General features: G+C 67.9%; 18 protein-coding genes. 13 read left to right on the top strand and 5 right to left on the bottom strand.

The features are described from left to right. The 3 genes from NI1_RS28755 to NI1_RS28765 are packed head-to-tail and all read right to left on the bottom strand — an operon-like array spanning nucleotide 1 to nucleotide 3,568. Nucleotides 1-1,263: a glycosyltransferase family 4 protein gene (locus tag NI1_RS28755; RefSeq protein WP_067826757.1), complete on the bottom strand. Its 1,263-nt coding sequence runs from the start codon at nucleotides 1,261-1,263 to the stop codon at nucleotides 1-3. Next, nucleotides 1,263-2,789 carry a 1,4-alpha-glucan branching protein domain-containing protein gene (locus NI1_RS28760; protein ID WP_067826759.1) on the bottom strand — a complete coding sequence of 509 codons (1,527 nt, stop codon included), beginning with the start codon at nucleotides 2,787-2,789 and terminating at the stop codon, nucleotides 1,263-1,265. The genes NI1_RS28755 and NI1_RS28760 overlap by 1 nt, the downstream gene beginning before the upstream one ends. After that, nucleotides 2,786-3,568, bottom strand: coding sequence for a class I SAM-dependent methyltransferase (locus NI1_RS28765; RefSeq protein WP_067826761.1), 783 nt, complete (start codon nucleotides 3,566-3,568; stop codon nucleotides 2,786-2,788). Before NI1_RS28765 ends, NI1_RS28760 begins: the two co-directional genes overlap by 4 nt. Nucleotides 3,569-3,759: 191 nt before the next feature. Here NI1_RS28765 and NI1_RS28770 point away from each other — a divergent pair, with 191 nt between their 5' ends. The 5 genes from NI1_RS28770 (at nucleotide 3,760) to NI1_RS28790 (ending at nucleotide 7,402) form a co-directional block, all read left to right on the top strand. Further along, on the top strand, nucleotides 3,760-4,545 hold the full coding sequence (locus NI1_RS28770) for an electron transfer flavoprotein subunit beta/FixA family protein (protein ID WP_067826765.1): 786 nt from the start codon (nucleotides 3,760-3,762) through the stop codon (nucleotides 4,543-4,545). 69 nt (nucleotides 4,546-4,614) lie between these two features. Then, nucleotides 4,615-5,574 carry an electron transfer flavoprotein subunit alpha/FixB family protein gene (locus tag NI1_RS28775; RefSeq protein ID WP_067826768.1) on the top strand — a complete coding sequence of 320 codons (960 nt, stop codon included), beginning with the start codon at nucleotides 4,615-4,617 and terminating at the stop codon, nucleotides 5,572-5,574. Nucleotides 5,575-5,751: 177 nt separating this feature from the next. Further along, nucleotides 5,752-5,988, top strand: coding sequence for a hypothetical protein (locus NI1_RS28780; RefSeq protein ID WP_067826770.1), 237 nt, complete (start codon nucleotides 5,752-5,754; stop codon nucleotides 5,986-5,988). 61 nt (nucleotides 5,989-6,049) lie between these two features. Beyond that, entirely contained in the window at nucleotides 6,050-6,451 is a 402-nt protein-coding gene (locus NI1_RS28785) for a hypothetical protein (RefSeq protein ID WP_067826773.1), read from the top strand. 9 nt (nucleotides 6,452-6,460) lie between these two features. Further along, nucleotides 6,461-7,402, top strand: a complete 942-nt coding sequence (locus NI1_RS28790; RefSeq protein WP_067826776.1) for an aminoglycoside phosphotransferase family protein — start codon at nucleotides 6,461-6,463, stop codon at nucleotides 7,400-7,402. Here NI1_RS28790 and NI1_RS28795 read toward each other — a convergent pair. Together NI1_RS28795 and NI1_RS28800 are read right to left on the bottom strand one after the other, a co-directional pair. Further along, a complete protein-coding gene (locus NI1_RS28795) occupies nucleotides 7,399-7,800 on the bottom strand; it encodes a DUF1707 domain-containing protein (protein WP_067826778.1) in 402 nt (133 codons plus the stop codon). The two genes, NI1_RS28790 and NI1_RS28795, sit on opposite strands and share 4 nt — an antisense overlap. A gap of 65 nt (nucleotides 7,801-7,865) precedes the next feature. Beyond that, nucleotides 7,866-8,723 carry a LysR family transcriptional regulator gene (locus NI1_RS28800; protein ID WP_067826781.1) on the bottom strand — a complete coding sequence of 286 codons (858 nt, stop codon included), beginning with the start codon at nucleotides 8,721-8,723 and terminating at the stop codon, nucleotides 7,866-7,868. Nucleotides 8,724-8,836: 113 nt separating this feature from the next. On the opposite strand from NI1_RS28800, the gene NI1_RS28805 reads away from it, so the two are divergent. From NI1_RS28805 to NI1_RS28840, 8 genes are all read left to right on the top strand, one after another. Next, on the top strand, nucleotides 8,837-10,129 hold the full coding sequence (locus NI1_RS28805) for an NAD(P)/FAD-dependent oxidoreductase (protein WP_067826783.1): 1,293 nt from the start codon (nucleotides 8,837-8,839) through the stop codon (nucleotides 10,127-10,129). A 108-nt stretch (nucleotides 10,130-10,237) separates the two neighbouring features. Next, nucleotides 10,238-10,855, top strand: a complete 618-nt coding sequence (locus tag NI1_RS28810; RefSeq protein ID WP_067826786.1) for a PadR family transcriptional regulator — start codon at nucleotides 10,238-10,240, stop codon at nucleotides 10,853-10,855. A 56-nt stretch (nucleotides 10,856-10,911) separates the two neighbouring features. After that, on the top strand, nucleotides 10,912-11,934 hold the full coding sequence (locus NI1_RS28815) for an ABC transporter ATP-binding protein (RefSeq protein WP_084523874.1): 1,023 nt from the start codon (nucleotides 10,912-10,914) through the stop codon (nucleotides 11,932-11,934). Then, nucleotides 11,931-12,689 carry an ABC transporter permease gene (locus tag NI1_RS28820; RefSeq protein ID WP_067826792.1) on the top strand — a complete coding sequence of 253 codons (759 nt, stop codon included), beginning with the start codon at nucleotides 11,931-11,933 and terminating at the stop codon, nucleotides 12,687-12,689. Before NI1_RS28815 ends, NI1_RS28820 begins: the two co-directional genes overlap by 4 nt. A 57-nt stretch (nucleotides 12,690-12,746) precedes the next feature. Next, entirely contained in the window at nucleotides 12,747-13,430 is a 684-nt protein-coding gene (locus NI1_RS28825) for an SDR family NAD(P)-dependent oxidoreductase (RefSeq protein WP_067826795.1), read from the top strand. Beyond that, nucleotides 13,430-14,542 (top strand): S-adenosylmethionine:tRNA ribosyltransferase-isomerase, encoded by a 1,113-nt coding sequence (locus tag NI1_RS28830; RefSeq protein ID WP_067826798.1) that lies wholly within the window; start codon nucleotides 13,430-13,432, stop codon nucleotides 14,540-14,542. Before NI1_RS28825 ends, NI1_RS28830 begins: the two co-directional genes overlap by 1 nt. 219 nt (nucleotides 14,543-14,761) lie before the next feature. Continuing rightward, nucleotides 14,762-15,610, top strand: coding sequence for a GNAT family N-acetyltransferase (locus NI1_RS28835; protein WP_067826801.1), 849 nt, complete (start codon nucleotides 14,762-14,764; stop codon nucleotides 15,608-15,610). Between the two features lie 144 nt (nucleotides 15,611-15,754). Continuing rightward, on the top strand, nucleotides 15,755-16,567 hold the full coding sequence (locus tag NI1_RS28840) for a lysophospholipid acyltransferase family protein (RefSeq protein WP_067826804.1): 813 nt from the start codon (nucleotides 15,755-15,757) through the stop codon (nucleotides 16,565-16,567). Nucleotides 16,568-16,591: the final 24 nt, after the last annotated feature.

The following is a 16,591-nucleotide window of genomic DNA, read 5'->3' on the forward strand; positions in this document are numbered from 1 at the left end:
TCAGTAGGGCTGGTTCGGATCCCGTTCCGGCAGTGGACGTTCCGAGATGACCGGACGCCCCAGCGGGGTACGGACGCGGCGCTTGGCGGACTGGTAGACCAGCGCGGTCTCCTGCGCCACCACATCCCAGGCGAAGTCGGCGGTGAGTCGCTCGCGCGCGGACCAGGCCCGGTCCTGGGCGGTGGCGGGATCGTCGAGCACATCGCAGACGGCCTCGACCACACCGCTCACATCGGCCGGTTCGAACGAGCGCCCGGTGACGCCGTCGGTGACCAGATCACCGAGACCACCGGCGTTCGAGGTGACCAGCGGGGTGCCCGCGGCAGCCGCTTCCAGGGCCACGATGCCGAACGGTTCGTAGCGGCTGGGCAGCACCACCGCGTCGGCGCTGTGCAGCCAGCCGAGCAGATCGGTGTGATCGAGCCGCCCCACGAAATTCACCGCCCGCGCCACCCGATGCACGCGGGCGCGCTCGCGCAGCCAATCGAACTGCGTGCCGATGCCCGCCACGGTCAAAGTCGTTCCGGGATGCGCCTTCCGGATGCGCGGCAGCGCGGCGATGGCGTCCTGGATGCCCTTCTCGTACTCGAGCCGCCCGACATAGAGCAGCCGCGGCGGACCCGAGCGCGGCGCGCGCTCCCGGAACGTCCACGAGCCGACGTCGATGCCGTTGCGGATCACCGTGACCGGCACCCGCTCCGGGCTGTAGAGCCGGGTGACCTCGTCCTTCATCGACTCCGAACAGGTGATGAGCGCATCGGATTCGTGCGTCAGCCACCACTCCACCGAATGCACCTGCCGGTTCACCCGGCCGGAGACCCAGCCGCTGTGCCGCCCGGCTTCGGTGGCGTGAATGGTGGAAACCAAAGGCACGTCGTAATACTCGGCCAGGGTGATGGCGGGGTGCGCGACCAGCCAGTCGTGCGCGTGCACCACATCCGGGGTCCAGCCCTCGCCGATGCCCGGCTTGTCCAGGGCGATCCCGGCGCGCACCATCGCGTGGCCCATGGCCAGCGTCCACGCCAGCATGTCCTCGCCGAAGTCGAAGGCGGGCGGGTCCTCGGCGACGGCGACGACGAGCACGCCCTCCTCGATGAAGGAGTGCGTGGGGTGGGTGGTGGCGTCGGTACCCATCGGCCGGCGCGCGAGCACGACGACTTCGTGCCCGGCACCGGCCAATTCGACGGCCAGGTGGTGCACATGGCGGCCCAATCCGCCGACTACGACGGGTGGGTACTCCCACGACACCATCAAAATCTTCATTAGGGTCCTTCTGGGGCGGGGCCGAGCCTGCGCGCGTCGAGCGCGGGGAAGAGTCCGTCGGCCGCGTTCCATCCTGCCGCCAACTGCCGTGCTTTGGCGAGTTGCCCGCTCGTCAAGGCGGCTGCGAGTTCGCGCACGGCGTGGGCGTGTTCATGGGCGCGGTCACGCGCGTACCCGGCCGCGGAATCCTTCGAGACCATGAAGGCCCAGTCGCTGGAGATCGTCAAGATGGCTTCCCGCAGCAATTGGTCGGCGACCGGATCGCGCAGGCCGTCGGCGTCGACGCGGGCCTTGTCCAGGGTGTCGAGGGTGTGCCGCACGATGTCGGCATTGAGCTCGACCAGATCGGCCACCTGGTCCCCGGCCCACACCCGCCAGTCCTTGCCCGAACCCCAGGAGGAATCGGCCAATTCGACGGGTTCGCCCACGTAGCCGCGGGCTCGGGCATCGGCGAGCGTGCCGACGGTGACCCCGGCTTCGGGGAGCGCGCGCAGCACTTGCTTGAGCCATTGCGGGCCCTCGTGCCACCAGTGGCCGAAGAGTTCGGTGTCGAACGCGGCCACCACCAGCGCGGGGCGCCCGATGCGCTCGGACTCGCTGATGAGCCGTTCCCGCACGGTCGCCACGAAGTCCTCGACATCGCGTGTGACGGCCGCCGCAGCGAGTTCGGGATCGTATGGCGCTTTGTCGGGTCCGGCGACGGTCTTGCCTGTGACCCGCGCGGGCTTGAGCCCGGTGGCGTGATCGTAGTGATGAAAATCACGGTAGTAGGGCTGGCCCGGGTAGCCGGATTTGGGTGACCAGACGCGATAGGAGACCGCCAGATCGCGTCCGAAGGCCACCACATCGGAGTCCCAGACCGGGCGGCCGAGGGTGGTGTCGCCGCGCAGGGCCGGACCGTCGGTCATGAAATGCCCGATGCCCGCGGCCGCGTAATCCTTTTCCATGCCGGGCGTGAACCCGCATTCGGGCGCCCAGATGCCGACCGGGGTGTGCCCCCAGCGGTGCTGCGCGTCGGCGAGACCCTCGCTCAACTGGTAAGCGCGCAGGCGCTGATCCAGCAGCGGCTGGAACGGATGCGCCAGCGGTCCACCGAGCAATTCGATGGCCTCGGCATCGATGAGCGACCGCCACACCGGCGACGCGCCGTGCATCCAGCGCTCTTCGAAATCGGTCAAAGCTTCGGTGGCGAGCCGGTGTTCGTGTGCGCCGAGCGCGGTATTGCCCGCCATGGACGCCTCGTCCGCGCGCAGCTTCCAGTTCCCCAGCCAGTGATGCATGCCGTGCAGCGAATGCGGATCGTCCAGCTGCGCCGCCAGCACCGGCGTGATCCCCAGGCTGAGCAGATGCGAACGCCCTTCGGCGGCAAGGGTTCTCAGCACCTTCGCGACGGGCAGGTAGGAGGACGCCCAGGACTGGTACAGCCATTCCTCACCCACCGGCCAGCGCCCGTGATGGGCCAGCCACGGCAGGTGTGAGTGCAGAACCAGCGTGAACTGGCCCGGGACAGCGTCTTTCGCGGTCACGGCTTCACCGCGATGGCGACCAGATCCAGGCTGGCGTCGATATCGGCGTCCTTGTCGGACAGCAGCTGGAAGTCTTCGGTGCGCACGGCGGCCACGTCGGCGGCCAGGTCGGCGGGCCACGGCTCACCCTTCAGGGCACGCTCGATCTGCGCGTCGATGATCGACCCGCCCCACTTCCGGTCCAGCGCAACGATCTCCGGCCCGTGGAAGATGCCCGCCATCAGCTCGACCTGGAAACCGGCCTCGACAAGCAGCTCGTCCATCTCGGCCGCGTTGAGTTCGCGGGTGTGGAACGGGTTGAGCGGCGTGTCGCGGCCCGGCGAGAAGGTGATCCGGTTGGGCGTGCTGATCAGCAGCTTGCCGCCCGGCTTCAGCACCCGCAGGCATTCGCGCAGGAATTGCGCCTGATCCCAAAGGTGTTCGATGACTTGGAAATTCACCACGATGTCGACGGAGTCGTGCTCCAGGGGCAGGTCCGCGAGGTTGCCCTGGATCATCTCGATCCGCGGGTACTTGGCGCGCACGTGCGCGACCGCGCTGTCGTCGTAGTCCAGGCCGATCACCTTCGCGGCAACGTCGGCAATCATGTTGGCCCCGTAGCCTTCTCCGCTACCGGCCTCCAGGACGACCTTGCCCCGGCACTGCTCCAGCAGTTCGGTGTAGGCGATCTCGTGGCGGCGGAACCAGTAGTTCTCCTCGGGGATGCCGGGCACCGTCCGCTCACCCGTCAAAGGCAGGGGATCGGCAGGGTTTTCGACTGGTGTCACGGCCTCGCTCATGGCTCCGACGTTAGCGGTTAGCCATATCACAGCGACCACCGGATCAGGCCATGGAGAACATCACACGCTAAGTTACCCACGAGTAACTTAACGTAGGGTAATCTCCCGAACGAGCTACATGTGGACGTACGGCCAACCATCGTGCGACCGCCACACCCAGTGCCACCAGAACAGGAGGTCGACGAAGACCAATGCCGAACATCGTCGTACTGATCAAGCAGGTTCCCGATACCTGGTCCGAGCGCAAGCTGACCAGCGGTGACTACACCCTCGACCGCGAGGCTGCCGACGCCATCCTGGACGAGATCAACGAGCGCGCCGTCGAGGAAGCGCTGTTGATCAAGGAGGCGCAGGGCGGCGAGGTCACCGTGCTGGCCGCAGGCCCCGAGCGTGCCACCGAGGCCATCCGCAAGGCGCTGTCCATGGGCGCCGACAAGGCCATCCACATCAAGGATGACGCCATCCACGGCTCCGACGCGGTGCAGACCGCCTACATCCTGGCCGCGGCTCTCGGCCAGATCGAGGGCGTCGAGCTGGTCATCGCCGGCAACGAGGCCACCGACGGTCGCGCCGGTGCGGTGCCGGCCATCGTGGCCGAGTACCTGGGTCTGCCGCAGCTGACCCACCTGCGCAAGCTGACCGTCGACGGCGAGCGCATCGCCGGCGAGCGCGAGACCGACGAGGGCGTCTTCAAGCTCGAGGCCACCCTGCCGGCCATCGTCTCGGTCACCGAGAAGATCAACGAGCCGCGCTTCCCGTCCTTCAAGGGCATCATGGCCGCCAAGAAGAAGGAAGTTCAGACCTTCACCCTGGCCGACCTGGGCGTGGACCCGGAGACCGTGGGCGTTGCGAACGCCGGCACCCAGGTGACCGGTGTGACCCCGAAGCCGGCGCGCACGGCGGGCGAGAAGATCGTCGACGAGGGTGAGGGCGGCCAGCAGATCGCCACCTACCTGGTCGGCCAGAAGATCATCTAAAGCCCCCGAGCCGAACGAATGGGCGCAGTGCTTGCAGCTCGCCCCATAGACGCCGCAGGAGAAAGAACAATGGCAGAAGTACTCGTGCTCGTGGAGCACGCTGAAGGTGCCCCCAAGAAGGTCACCACCGAACTCATCACCGCCGCCCGCACCCTGGGCAGCCCGTCCGCCGTCGTGGTCGCCGCTCCCGGCACCGCCGACAAGCTGGCCGACGCCCTGGCCGCGGCCGGCGCCGAGAAGATCTACGTCGCCGAGTCCGACGACGCCGAGGGCTTCCTGGTGACCCCGAAGGTCGACGTGCTCGCCGGCCTGTCCGAGTCCGCCGCCCCGGCCGCGATCCTGGTCGCCGCCACCGCGGAGGGCAAGGAGGTGTCGGGCCGCCTCGCCGCCCGCATCGGTTCCGGTCTGCTCATCGACGTCATCGCGGTGAACGCCGACGGCTCGGCCCAGCACTCCATCTTCGGTGGCGCGTTCACCGTCGATGCCAAGGCCACCGGCGACGTCCCGGTCATCTCGGTGCGTCCGGGCGCCATCGAGGCGGCCCCGGCCGCCGGCGCCGGCGAGAAGGTCGCCGTCGAGCTCCCCGCCCAGGAAGAGGGCGTCGTCAAGGTCGTCTCCCGTGAGGCGAACGTCGGCGGCGACCGCCCCGAGCTGACCGAGGCCGCGATCGTGGTCTCCGGTGGCCGTGGCGTCGGCTCGGCCGACAACTTCGGCAAGGTCGTCGAGCCCCTGGCCGACGCCCTCGGTGCCGCCGTCGGCGCTTCCCGCGCGGCCGTCGACTCCGGCTACTACCCGGGCCAGTTCCAGGTGGGCCAGACCGGTAAGACGGTCTCCCCCCAGCTGTACATCGCCCTCGGCATCTCCGGCGCCATCCAGCACCGCGCCGGCATGCAGACCTCGAAGACCATCGTGGCCGTCAACAAGGACGAAGAGGCCCCGATCTTCGAGATCAGCGACTACGGCATCGTCGGTGACCTGTTCAACGTCGCCCCGCAGCTGACCGAGGCGGTCAAGGCCCACAAGGGTTGATCCGCAACGCCATACTGTCCCCCGGTCGAATTCGGCCGGGGGACAGTTGTTTTCGGGGCCGGGAAATTGGGGGCATATCGGGTGGAACGTTTCACCCAGATTGTGAAATGTATGCGCTTTAATTTGTGCTGCGGCTGCCGGTCGGGGGAGTCGCAGGCTCACGAAAGGCACTGCGCCATGCGTTCGTTCATCACTTCGATCGGCGTAGCCGGTCTGCTGTTCGCCGGAATCGGACAGGCCGCCGCCGTACCGCTTTCCCCGGCCGAATCCGCTGCGGTGCCGGTGACTGTTCAGGCCGGGAACGGGTCCGTCCAGAACCTGATCGAATCCGGCTCGGTGCAGATTCCGGTGGCCGTCTTCTGGAAGCTGGTGTGCACCTTGAGTTCCTGCGACTTCCCCGGCACTCCGGCCTGAGCGCGGACCCGGCCGGCTGCGCCGGGTGTCGGGATCGGGGGCGGCGATCTAGATTGCCGATATGTCTTCGAATCCCGACTTGGCGGACGTGGTCGCCGCGCTGCACTGGGACCTGGCCGAGTGGCTGGGGTCCGATGCGCTGCCGAAGGTGTTCGATCGGGTGGCGGGGGCGTTGGACGAGCAGTTCACCTCGGTGGTGACCACGGGGCAGGCGGTCGATCGGGAGACGTTGCTGGCCGGGTTGTGGTCGGCGCGGAACGCGCAGCCGGGGTTGGAGATCGAGGTTTCCGAGGTGGCGGAGATCGCGCGGAGCGGGAATTTGATCGTGGCGCGGTTCGCGGCGGAGAACGTGATGGGGGAGGCTCGGGTGAAGCGGTGGGTGACGGCGGTGATCGTGACCGATGGGCGGACGTATCGGTGGCGGACGGTGCACGAGACGAGTGCTCCGGAGGTTGCTGGCTAGGGTGGGCGCATGCCGTATTCGCTGCCTGAGGATGTCGCCGGGAACATCGCCGAGGTTTTTCAGGAGCGGGGGCGGCGGTGGCTCGCGGAGCTGCCGGGGGTGGTCGGGGAGCGGTGTGATGCTTGGGGGTTGGAGGTGGTCGGGGAGGCGTTCGGGGGCGGGACGCATTCGTTCGTGGCGCCGGTGCGGCGGGGCGATGGGTCGGTGGCGGTGCTGAAGATTCCGGTGGTGGATCCGGAGAATCTGGGGGAGGCGGCCGCCCTGCATTGCTATGACGGGGATGGGGCGGTGCGGCTGTTCGAGTTCGACCCGGAAAGCCATGCGATGCTGCTGGAATGGGCTCGGCCGGGGACGGAATTGCTTTATCAGCCGGGGTTTCCGAGCTTGGAGGGGTTGCCGGAGCACATCGGGAAGGTCGAGCGGGCGTGTGCGCTGTACAAGCGGTTGCGGCGTGCGCCCGGGGCGTTTCCGGAGGGCCTGCCGCCGCTGCCGGCCGCCGTGGGGATGGTCGATGAGTGGGTGGAGATGTTCAGCGCGCCCGAACCCGCTGTGGCGCAGGTGATTCCGGAGCGACTGCGGGAACGGGCGCTGGAGCGGTGTGCGGAGCTGGCGACGCCGCAGGGCCCGCTGCTGGTGGTGAACCGGGATACCCATCTGGGGAATATCGTTGCCCCCGAACGGGAACCGTGGCTGTTGATCGATCCGAAGGGTTATCTCGGCGAAGCCGCGTTCGATGCCGGATTCCTGGTCATGATCCAGGTGCAGAGCGCGCCGGAGCCCGCACACGCCGCGGCGGTGGTGGCACGTACGGCGGCCGGGCTGGAGATCGATCCGGACCGGGCGCGCGCATGGGCGTTCCTGCGAGCCATGGAAGAGATCGCGTGGGCGGTGGAGGACGAAGAGCCGGAGGAGCTCCGGCTGCATCTGGCGGTGGCCTCGGCGCTGGCCTAACCGCGCCGATCGCGCTGGGTCACGATGCCGATGGTGGTGGGGATGAGAAGCGCCAGGCCCCAGGGGACTTCGACCCAGAACGGCCAGAAGTAGCCCGCGCCGGTGGCCAGGTAGATGGCCAGGCAGAGCAGGTTCACGAACACCCACGGGATCCACATGATGATCACCCAGGTGGGAATGCCGCCCTTCGTGGCGGGTGCGCCGGGGCGCGAATTGCGCTGGGCGGGTAGGTCGGACAGCACCGGGACCAGTTCGCCGTAGGTTTTGGCGGCGTAGACCTGCTGTAGTCGTTCGTCGAATTCGTGCAGGTTGATCCTGCCCTCGTCCATGGCCGCACGCAGTTTGGTGACGATCTGTTCGCGGTCGGCATCGGAGGCCCGCATGTTCTCCTGGCTCACGACTGTCAGCGTAGGTCGCGGACCGCTGCCGTGCTGCCCCAATTGTCCGGTGCGCTGACGGGAATCTAGGAGCTGTGCAGGGCCGCGAGCAGGGTGTCGAGGATGGGGGAGCGGCGGGCGTCGGCGCGCAGCACCGCGGAGACGGGGACCCGCAACGGGTTTCCGGACAGGCGCAGGGTGGCGATGCCTTCGGTGGGACTGTCGGCGTAGAGGATGGTCCACGCGTCGGGGCGGTTGATCAGCTCCATGGTGGCGGTGTGGTCCAGCGGAATCGGCGGACCGTAGGCGGGTCCGGTCGGTAGGTCGGCGAAGGCGGCCCGCACCACGTTGTGCAGCAGCACCTGATCGGACTCCGGCGGGAGTAGTAGCGGATACGCACTGAGCTCCGAGAGCGTCACGTTGTCGCGCCCGGCGAGCGGGTGCGCGGTCGAGGTCGCGATGACCAAGTCCTCCACCCAGAGCTTCTCCACCGCCAGCCCGGGCTGATCCACGCTGCCCCGGATGAGAGCAAGATCACAGTCGCCGTCCGCCACGGCTTGAATGCGCTGGCGGAAGGGCTTGATGACGAATTCGATCTCCGCGCCGGGATGCGCTTCGCGTGCTCCGGCGATGGCCGAGAGCGATCTTGTTGCGAAGCTCATATTGGCTGCCAGGCGAATCCGTGGTCCGGAAGCGCGTACAGCTGCGCGAATAGCCGATTCCAGGCTCAGCATTTGCTTCGCAAGCGGAAGTAGCCGGGTGGTCGCGTCGGTTGGTACGACCGAGCGGGTGGAGCGTTCGAACAGCGGTATTCCGAGGTCGCGTTCCAGGCGTGCGATCTGATGACTGATCGCCGATTGCGATATGTAGCAGCGATTGGCGGCACGGCTGAAGCTGAGCTCCTCGCAGACCGCTACGAAGTAGGCCAGTTGGCGCAGCTCCACGGCACCTCTCCCATTCATGATCAAGCTAGATAAGAGTCATCTTGATTATGCGCCCTGACCCCTGGAACATTCGCGTTCCGAATCACGGTTACTCATGACAGAAGGGAGCTGTCATGCAACACGTGGATGCGGGAATCGAAGCCGCAGAGGTCGTAATCGTAGGTTCGGGCTTCGGCGGGCTCGCTGCCGCCAAGCAGTTGAACAAGTCGGGGGTCGGGTATGTCCTGATCTCCGCCACCCCCGAGCATCTTTTCCAGCCACTGCTCTATCAAGTTGCGACGGGTGTGCTGGCCTCCCACGAGATCGCCCCTTCGATCGCCAATATCGTCAAGCATCACGAGCACGGTGAGGCCCGCGTGGGCAAGGCCGTCGCCATCGACGCCGAGAACGCGGTGCTGACCTACGAGACCCCCGAGGGCCTGCGCAAGATCCGCTACGGTTCGCTCATCGCGGCCACCGGAGCCAGCCAGTCCTATTTCGGCCGTGACGATTTCGCGGACAAGACCTACTCGCTCAAGACCATCGACGACGCCAAGCGACTACGCGCGCAGATCGATCGGGTCTTCACCGAGGCCAAGACCGCCGACCCGGAAACCCGGCGCCGGCTTTTGAGCTTCGTGGTGGTCGGCGCGGGCGCGACCGGCGTCGAGGTCGCGGGTCAGCTCAAGGAACTGGCCAAGCGCTACTACCACACCGATGACACCGTGACCCTGGTCGAGGGCGCGGGCGTGGTGCTGCCCCCGTTCGGCGGTGGGCTGTCGGAGTACGCGAAGCGCTCGCTCGAGAAGAGCGGCGTGGAGGTCATGGTCGACACCTTCGTCACCGATATCGAGGACGGCAAGGTTACCGTCAAGAGCAAGGACGGCGTGCAGCGCGGTATCGCGGCCGAGACCGTGGTGTGGTCGGCGGGCGTGCAGGCCGGCGGTTTCGCGGCCATCCTGGCCGAGGCCACCGGCTGCGAAACCGACCGTGCCGGAAGGCTGCTCATCAATCCGGACTGCACCGTGGGCGGGCACGCCGATATCTACGCCATCGGCGATATGACCTCGCTGAAGGGCTACCCCGGCCAGTCGCCGGTCGCCATGCAGGAGGGCCGCCACGTCGCCGACATCATTCGCGGCAAGAAGCAGGCGGCCACCGAATTCAAGTACTGGGACAAGGGTTCGATGGCGGTGATCAGCCGTTTCGCCGCGGTCACCAAGCTGAACGACAAGATCACCTTCCGTGGCGCGCTGGCCTGGTTCGTCTGGCTGGCCGTGCACCTGTTCTACCTGGTCGGCTTCCGCAACCGTTTCGCGGCGGTCTTCTCCTGGCTGGTCGCCTTCATCGGCACCGGCCGCCCCGGCTTCGACGAGGTCGAAAAGACCCAGCAGCCAAAGGCTCTCGCGCAACAGCGCGCGGCCTGACCGCTGCCCGCTCCCGAGCCGCCCGGTGTCCACTCCGGGCGGCTCGTGTGTTTCCGGAGGTCGGTGACCCCCGCCCGATTCCCCGATAGCACCGCGTAACCTGCGCATATGGCTGTTCCTACAACGCGATTGCTGGTACTGGCGGTGGTGCGTCTGCTGCAACCGGTGCACGGGTACGACGTCCGCCGCGAGCTGTTGTCGTGGAATGCGCAGGAGTGGGCGAATATCAAGCCCGGCTCGGTGTACGGCGCGTTGAACACCTTGCAGCGCGACGGCCTGATCGCGATGGAGGGCACCGAGCGCGAAGGCGCGCGGCCGGAGCGGCTCACGTACCGCATCACCGCCGAGGGCGAGAAGGAATTCGGTGAGATGCTGCGGACCGCGCTCTTCTCGGCCGAGCAGGTCAAACATCCGTATGTGGTTCCGGTGGCGCTGTTTCCGTCCGCGCCCAAGGAGGACGTGGAGGCGGCGTTGCGCGCCCGGCTGCTGAAGTTCGAGGCCGATCTGGTGTTCCTGGAGCGCGAGCAGCGCCGGATTCTGGCCGGTAGCGGCGATCCGATGGAGATCGAACCGCATCACGTAGCCGATGCCATGCGCCTGCAAGCCGATCATCTGCGCGCGGATCTGGAGTGGACGCGCCGGACCCTGGAGCGCATCGAGGCCGGGCAGCTGGATGTGTGGTCGGGGCGCATGGGCCGATCGCAGGTGCCGCCGCCGGTGCGGTAATCAAGTTTTAATAGTCAAGCTTGACTATTTGAAGCGTCGTTTCTACCGTAGGTCGGGTGGAAACGACCTCTGTCGTGCGCGGTCCGTCCACCGACCCGGTCATCCGGGTTCGTGGACTCGCGCGCACCTTCGCAACCAAAACCGATGCCGTGCAAGCGGTTTCCGGTATCGACTTCGACGTTCACTACGGCGAGATCATCGGTCTGCTCGGCCCCAACGGCGCGGGCAAGACCACCACCCTGCGGATGATCTCCACCCTGTTGCAGCCCACCGCGGGGGAGGCGACCATCGTCGGCGCGGACCTGCGCACCGAGGCGCGGACGGTGCGCTCCCGCATCGGCTACGTGCCGCAGGGCGGATCGACCAACGAGCTGGAGCTGGTCGAAGATGAATTGATCTTGCAGGCCCGGCTTTTCGGGCTGTCCAAGGCCGAGGCGAAGACCAGCTCGGATGACCTGCTGAAGGCGCTCGAGCTGGACGGTCTGGAGCGGCGCAAGTGCGGGCAGCTCTCCGGCGGGCAGCGCCGCCGGGTGGATATCGCGCTCGGGCTGGTGCATCGGCCGACGCTCGTCTACTTGGACGAGCCGACCACCGGATTGGATCCGCAGAGCCGCGCCAATCTGTGGGAGCACATCCGCCGCCTGCGCGACGAGGGCACCACGGTGGTGCTGACCACGCATTATCTGGAGGAGGCGGACGCGCTGTGCGACCGCATCCTGGTGATGGATCACGGCGGCATCGTGGCCACCGGCTCGCCCGACGAGCTCAAGCGGCGTATCTCCGGCGATGTGATCAGCCTCGAAATCGACTCCGCCGGCGCGGATCTCGCCATGGAGGTGGCCGCGGAGGTGCTGGAGGTCCGGCACCGGCTGCTCACCGAAGGGCACGAGAACGGCCATGCCGGGAAGGCGCTCGTGCACCTGACCGTGGAACACGGTGACGCGGCGGTGGTTCCGCTGCTCGCGGCCCTGGGCGAGCGCGGCATCCGGCCGGGCGCGCTCACCGTGAAGCGGCCCAGCCTCGACGATGTGTTCCTCACGCTCACCGGGCGTTCGCTCCGGGAAGGAGACCGGTCATGACATTCCTGCGCGAAACCGGGCTGATCTATTGGTCGCAGCTGCGCGCCAACCTGCGCAATCCGGTGTGGGTGATCATCGGATTGATGCAGCCGGTCCTGTACCTGGTGCTGTTCGGGCCGCTGGTGAAGGGCGTATCCCCGGCGCTGGGTTCGGGCGACTCGTACAAGATCCTCACCCCCGCCCTGGTCATCCAGATCGCGCTGTTCGGTTCGATGTTCGCGGGTTTCGCCATCGTGTCCGAGGCGCGCGCGGGCGTGATCGAACGCCAGCGGGTGACGCCCGCGGCTCGTGGCGCGCTGCTGCTGGGCCGGGTGCTCAAGGACATGACGCTGCTCATCGTGCAGGCGCTGGTGCTGGTCGGCGTGGCCATGGCGGCGTTCGGATTGCGCCCCGATCCGCTCGGCCTGGTGCTGGCCGTGCTGCTCATCTCGATCATGGCGGCCGGGCTGGCGTCGGCGTCCTACGCGCTGGGGCTGTGGGCGAAGGAGGAAGGCACCCTGGCCTCGGTACTGAACTCGGTATCGGTGCCGGTCATGCTGCTGTCGGGGATCCTGCTGCCGATGACGGTGGGGCCGGCCTGGTTGCAGAACATCGCCAAGGCGAACCCGCTCTCGCATACCGTCGATGCGGCGCGGGCGTTCTTCCGGGGCGAGTTCAGCGGCTCCGACGTGTATGTGGGAACGGTCGTCACGCTGGTGCTGGCGCTCGTGCTGATGGTGATAGGAGCGCGCGGGTTCGCTCGCGAGAACGCGTGATTCGCTCCCGGCGAACGACCTTGACCTGAAGTGTGGTTCAGGTTTCACGCTGGAGTCATGACAGCGAAGAGACGAGCCCTGATAACGGGGGCCTCGGCCGGATTGGGGCGGGCGTTCGCGCTCGCCCTTTCGGCCCGCGGCTGGGATTTGATCATTACCGCGCGGGGGAGCGAGCGGCTGGAGAAGGTGCGGGCCGATACCGGCGCGACCGCTGTGGCCGGGGACATCGCCGATCCGCGGCACCGTGCCGAACTCGCCCGGATCATCGGCGGCGGCCGCCTCGACCTCGTGGTGAACAATGCCGGCGGGCTCGGGCCCAGCCCGCTACCCGCGCTGGAGAACTACCCACTGGACGAGCTGCGCGCCGTCTTCGACACCAATGTGATTGCGCCCCTGGCGATTCTGCAAATTACCCTGCCCGCGCTCCGGGGCACCGGCGGCACCGTCGTGAACCTCAGCTCCGATGCCGCGCTCGGCGCATACGAGGGCTGGGGCGGTTACGGGTCATCCAAAGCCGCGCTGGATCAGCTCACCAATGTGCTTGCCGCCGAACAACCGGACCTGCGGATCTACAGCTTCGATCCCGGCGATATGCGCACCGAAATGCATCAGGCGGCCTTCCCCGGCGAGGACATCTCCGATCGCCCCGAACCCGAAACCGTGGTCCCCGCGCTGCTGCACCTGCTCGAAACCCGCCCGCCCAGCGGCCGCTACCTGGCCACGGAACAGCCGGTGGCGTGATGACGGTCGAATTGGAGCGCATCGATTTCGTCCTCCCCGAGGAACTCTCGGCCACCCGGCCGCCGGAAGCGCGCGGGCTGGCGCGCGACGAGGTGCGGCTCATGGTCTGCGCGGGCGGCACGGTGGCCCACGCCCGCTTCCGCGAACTACCCGCCTACCTGCGCCCCGGTGATCTGGTGGTGGTGAACAACTCGGCGATGCTGTCGGCGGCTCTGGACGTTCGCTACCGGGATCGCCCCGCGGTCCTGCACTTCTCGACGCGCCTCGACAACGGTGACTGGGCGGTCGAACTACGCGACCCACACGGCACGCCCTGGGCGGGACCGGCTCCGGAACCCGGTGCGCGAGTACAGCTTCCGGACGGCCGCACCGCTCTCCTGCGCCGGCCTTGGCTGCCCCGCTCGAATCGCCTGTGGGTCGCGGGCATCGAGCCCGGGCCGGCCTCACGCCGGAATGACGAGGTGGGCGCGGAAGCGGTGGAGGTTGCCGAGTTGCTGGCCCGGCACGGTCGGCCGATCACGTATTCCTATGTGCCGGAGCGCTGGTCGGCCTCCTTCTATCGGACGGTCTTCGGGTTGCGGCCGGGCAGCGCCGAGATGCCCAGCGCCGGTCGCCCTTTCACCGAGGCGCTGGTGACCGAGCTGGTGGCGGGCGGGGTGGGGGTCGCGCCGATCACCCTGCATACCGGGGTGTCCTCGCCGGAGGCGGGAGAACCGCCGAGCCCGGAGCGGTTCGAAGTTCCCGATGTCACCGCCCGGCTGGTGAACGCCACCCACGCCGTCGGCGGCCGGGTGATCGCGGTCGGCACCACGGTCACGCGGGCGCTCGAATCCGCCACCGATGCCGATGGTTCCGTGCATCCGGCGGCGGGCTGGACGGAGCTGGTACTGGACGGCTCCCGCCCGGCACGCGCGGTGGACGGCCTCATCACCGGCTGGCACGCGCCCGGGGCCTCCCATCTGCACCTGCTGGAGTCGGTGGCGGGTGCGCAGGTCGTGCGCGCCGCGTACCGGGCCGCGCTCGAGTCCGGATATCTGTGGCACGAGTTCGGCGATACCGCCCTGTTGTTCCGTGACGGACCCGCCGTGGAGGGCTGCGAACCGGTGTTCTAGGCTTGCCTCTTCGCCCGCGCCGGACTGCTCGATTCGATTCCGAAGCTTGCGCGCAGCGCCTCGGTACCCAGCTGGAATACGAGCGTTTGTCCTGGTAGAGAACGTTCGACGGCCTTCGGATGAACTTGCGGTGCGGTCCAGATCGCGTTCACCGGACTGGCATCGAGCCGCCACCTGACGGTTTCCCCGATGCCGTCTGGGACTGGCTTGATCATCGTTATGACCACCACGGCAGTGTCGAGTGCCAGCCTGCTCGCCCCCGCGTCATATGCCGCTCCGGCGGCTCCCCGCACCACCGGGAAGTCCCAGTACTCCCTGGTCGTCTCGTCCGATGCCGAGCATCGCGAGGCCGCGCAGCGCCTGCGCTACCAGGTGTTCGCCAATGAGCCCGGCTTCACCATTCCGGACACTGGAACCGGCTTGGACGCCGACCGTTTCGACGACCACTGCGACCATCTGCTGGTGCGCGACGAGCTCACCGAGCAGTTCGTCGGCTGCTACCGCATGCTGCCGCCGGACAAGGTGACCGCCGCCGGCGGTTACTACACCGCCACCGAATTCGATTTGGCCGGACTGGATCCCACCGGTAACCGGATGGTGGAGATGGGCCGCGCCTGCGTGGTGCCCGAGCACCGCAACGGTTCGGTGCTCACCCTGATGTGGGCGGGCATCCTGCACTACATCCAGCTCACCGGTTACGAGTGGGTGATGGGCTGCGTCTCGGTCCCGATGCAGATGACTCCCGCCGACGCCCCCGGCGTGAACGTGCGCGGGGTGCGTGACCTGCTGCTGGCCAAGCACGCCCTGGACGTGGAACGCCATGTGCGCCCGTACAACCCGGTCGTGGTCGACGGCAGGTCCCTCGACGAGCTGGAGTTCTCCGGCCGCCCCAAGCTGCCCCCGCTGCTCAACGGCTACCTGCGCCTGGGCGCGGAGATCTGCGGCGAGCCCGCCCACGACCCGGAGTTCGCGGTCGCGGATTTCGTGGCGCTGCTGGGCCTTTCGACCATCAACACCCGTTACCTGGAGCGCTTGCAGGGCGCTGCCGCTACCTTCGACGCCCGGTGATGAATCATGATGCCCGCCTTCCTTTCTCCGGACGCGGTCTCGATCCCGTGTCCCCCCGCTGAGACGAGCGCCCACGCCTGGATGCCCGTCAGCCCGTGTGGCTCTTCGTGTGTCGACATCCCCGGCGAAGCCGGGACCGTCCGGGTGGCCGCCCGCGTCCTGGGCGTGGCCGGCACCCTGCTCTCGTTCCCCTTCGCCCGTCTGGCCACCCCGCGCCGCTACCGTGCCGCCATGAACCGCCGCTATGCCCGAACCTTCCTGGGCTGCTTGGGGATCGGCGTCCGCATCATCGACCGGCGCGGTGACGTGACGGTCGAAGGCGGCATTCTGGTCGCCGCCCGCCATGTCGGCTGGACCGATGTGGTGGCCCTCTCCGCCTTCGAATCGATGGGCTTCGTGGCCCGGGCCGACCTGGTCGATTGGCCCATGCTCGGCAATGTCGCCAAGGCCGTCCGGGTGATCCCCATTGCCCGCGAACGCCTGCGCACCCTGCCCGACGTGATCGCCGATATGACCGCCCGCGTCCGGTCGGGCGAACGCATCGCCTTCTTCCCCGAGGGCACCACCTGGTGCGGTCGCGCCCACGGCGGCCTGCGTCCCGCCCTGTTCCAAGCCGCCATCGACACCGGAGCCCCGGTACAGCCGATCCGCGTCCGCTATGTGGATCGTCACGGCGAACTCTCCACGGTCCCGGGCTTCGTCGGCACGGACTCCATGGCCGATTCGATCAGCCGCATCCTCAATTCGCGGGGCGTGGTAGCCGAAATCACCCTGCTGCCACTGGAATTCCCCGCCACCGACCGTCACGAACTGGCGCGCCGCTGCCAGCTGGCCATCGACGGCGACCACACCGCCCGCGCCTTCACCGAGGTGATCGACGGCGCGGACGAAGTGGAGGCCATCGGCTCCGGTGCGGTCCGCCGTGCCACCGCGATCGCCCACCCCGTCCACGTCTGAAGCCACCTGAAAATGTTGTACCCG

Source organism: Nocardia inohanensis NBRC 100128 (genome assembly GCF_001612945.1).
In the GTDB taxonomy this organism is placed as follows: Bacteria; Actinomycetota; Actinomycetes; order Mycobacteriales; family Mycobacteriaceae; genus Nocardia; species Nocardia inohanensis.

Bases quoted from the DNA above. Each gene is read 5' to 3' on its own strand.
- NI1_RS28825 (WP_067826795.1), top strand. From the start codon at position 12,747: ATGACAGCGAAGAGACGAGCCCTGATAACGGGGGCCTCGGCCGGATTG.
- NI1_RS28830 (WP_067826798.1), top strand. From the start codon at position 13,430: ATGACGGTCGAATTGGAGCGCATCGATTTCGTCCTCCCCGAGGAACTC.
- NI1_RS28790 (WP_067826776.1), top strand. From the start codon at position 6,461: ATGCCGTATTCGCTGCCTGAGGATGTCGCCGGGAACATCGCCGAGGTT.
- NI1_RS28770 (WP_067826765.1), top strand. From the start codon at position 3,760: ATGCCGAACATCGTCGTACTGATCAAGCAGGTTCCCGATACCTGGTCC.
- NI1_RS28755 (WP_067826757.1), bottom strand. From the start codon at position 1,263: ATGAAGATTTTGATGGTGTCGTGGGAGTACCCACCCGTCGTAGTCGGC.
- NI1_RS28775 (WP_067826768.1), top strand. From the start codon at position 4,615: ATGGCAGAAGTACTCGTGCTCGTGGAGCACGCTGAAGGTGCCCCCAAG.
- NI1_RS28810 (WP_067826786.1), top strand. From the start codon at position 10,238: ATGGCTGTTCCTACAACGCGATTGCTGGTACTGGCGGTGGTGCGTCTG.
- NI1_RS28805 (WP_067826783.1), top strand. From the start codon at position 8,837: ATGCAACACGTGGATGCGGGAATCGAAGCCGCAGAGGTCGTAATCGTA.
- NI1_RS28785 (WP_067826773.1), top strand. From the start codon at position 6,050: ATGTCTTCGAATCCCGACTTGGCGGACGTGGTCGCCGCGCTGCACTGG.
- NI1_RS28835 (WP_067826801.1), top strand. From the start codon at position 14,762: ATGACCACCACGGCAGTGTCGAGTGCCAGCCTGCTCGCCCCCGCGTCA.
- NI1_RS28765 (WP_067826761.1), bottom strand. From the start codon at position 3,568: ATGAGCGAGGCCGTGACACCAGTCGAAAACCCTGCCGATCCCCTGCCT.
- NI1_RS28820 (WP_067826792.1), top strand. From the start codon at position 11,931: ATGACATTCCTGCGCGAAACCGGGCTGATCTATTGGTCGCAGCTGCGC.
- NI1_RS28780 (WP_067826770.1), top strand. From the start codon at position 5,752: ATGCGTTCGTTCATCACTTCGATCGGCGTAGCCGGTCTGCTGTTCGCC.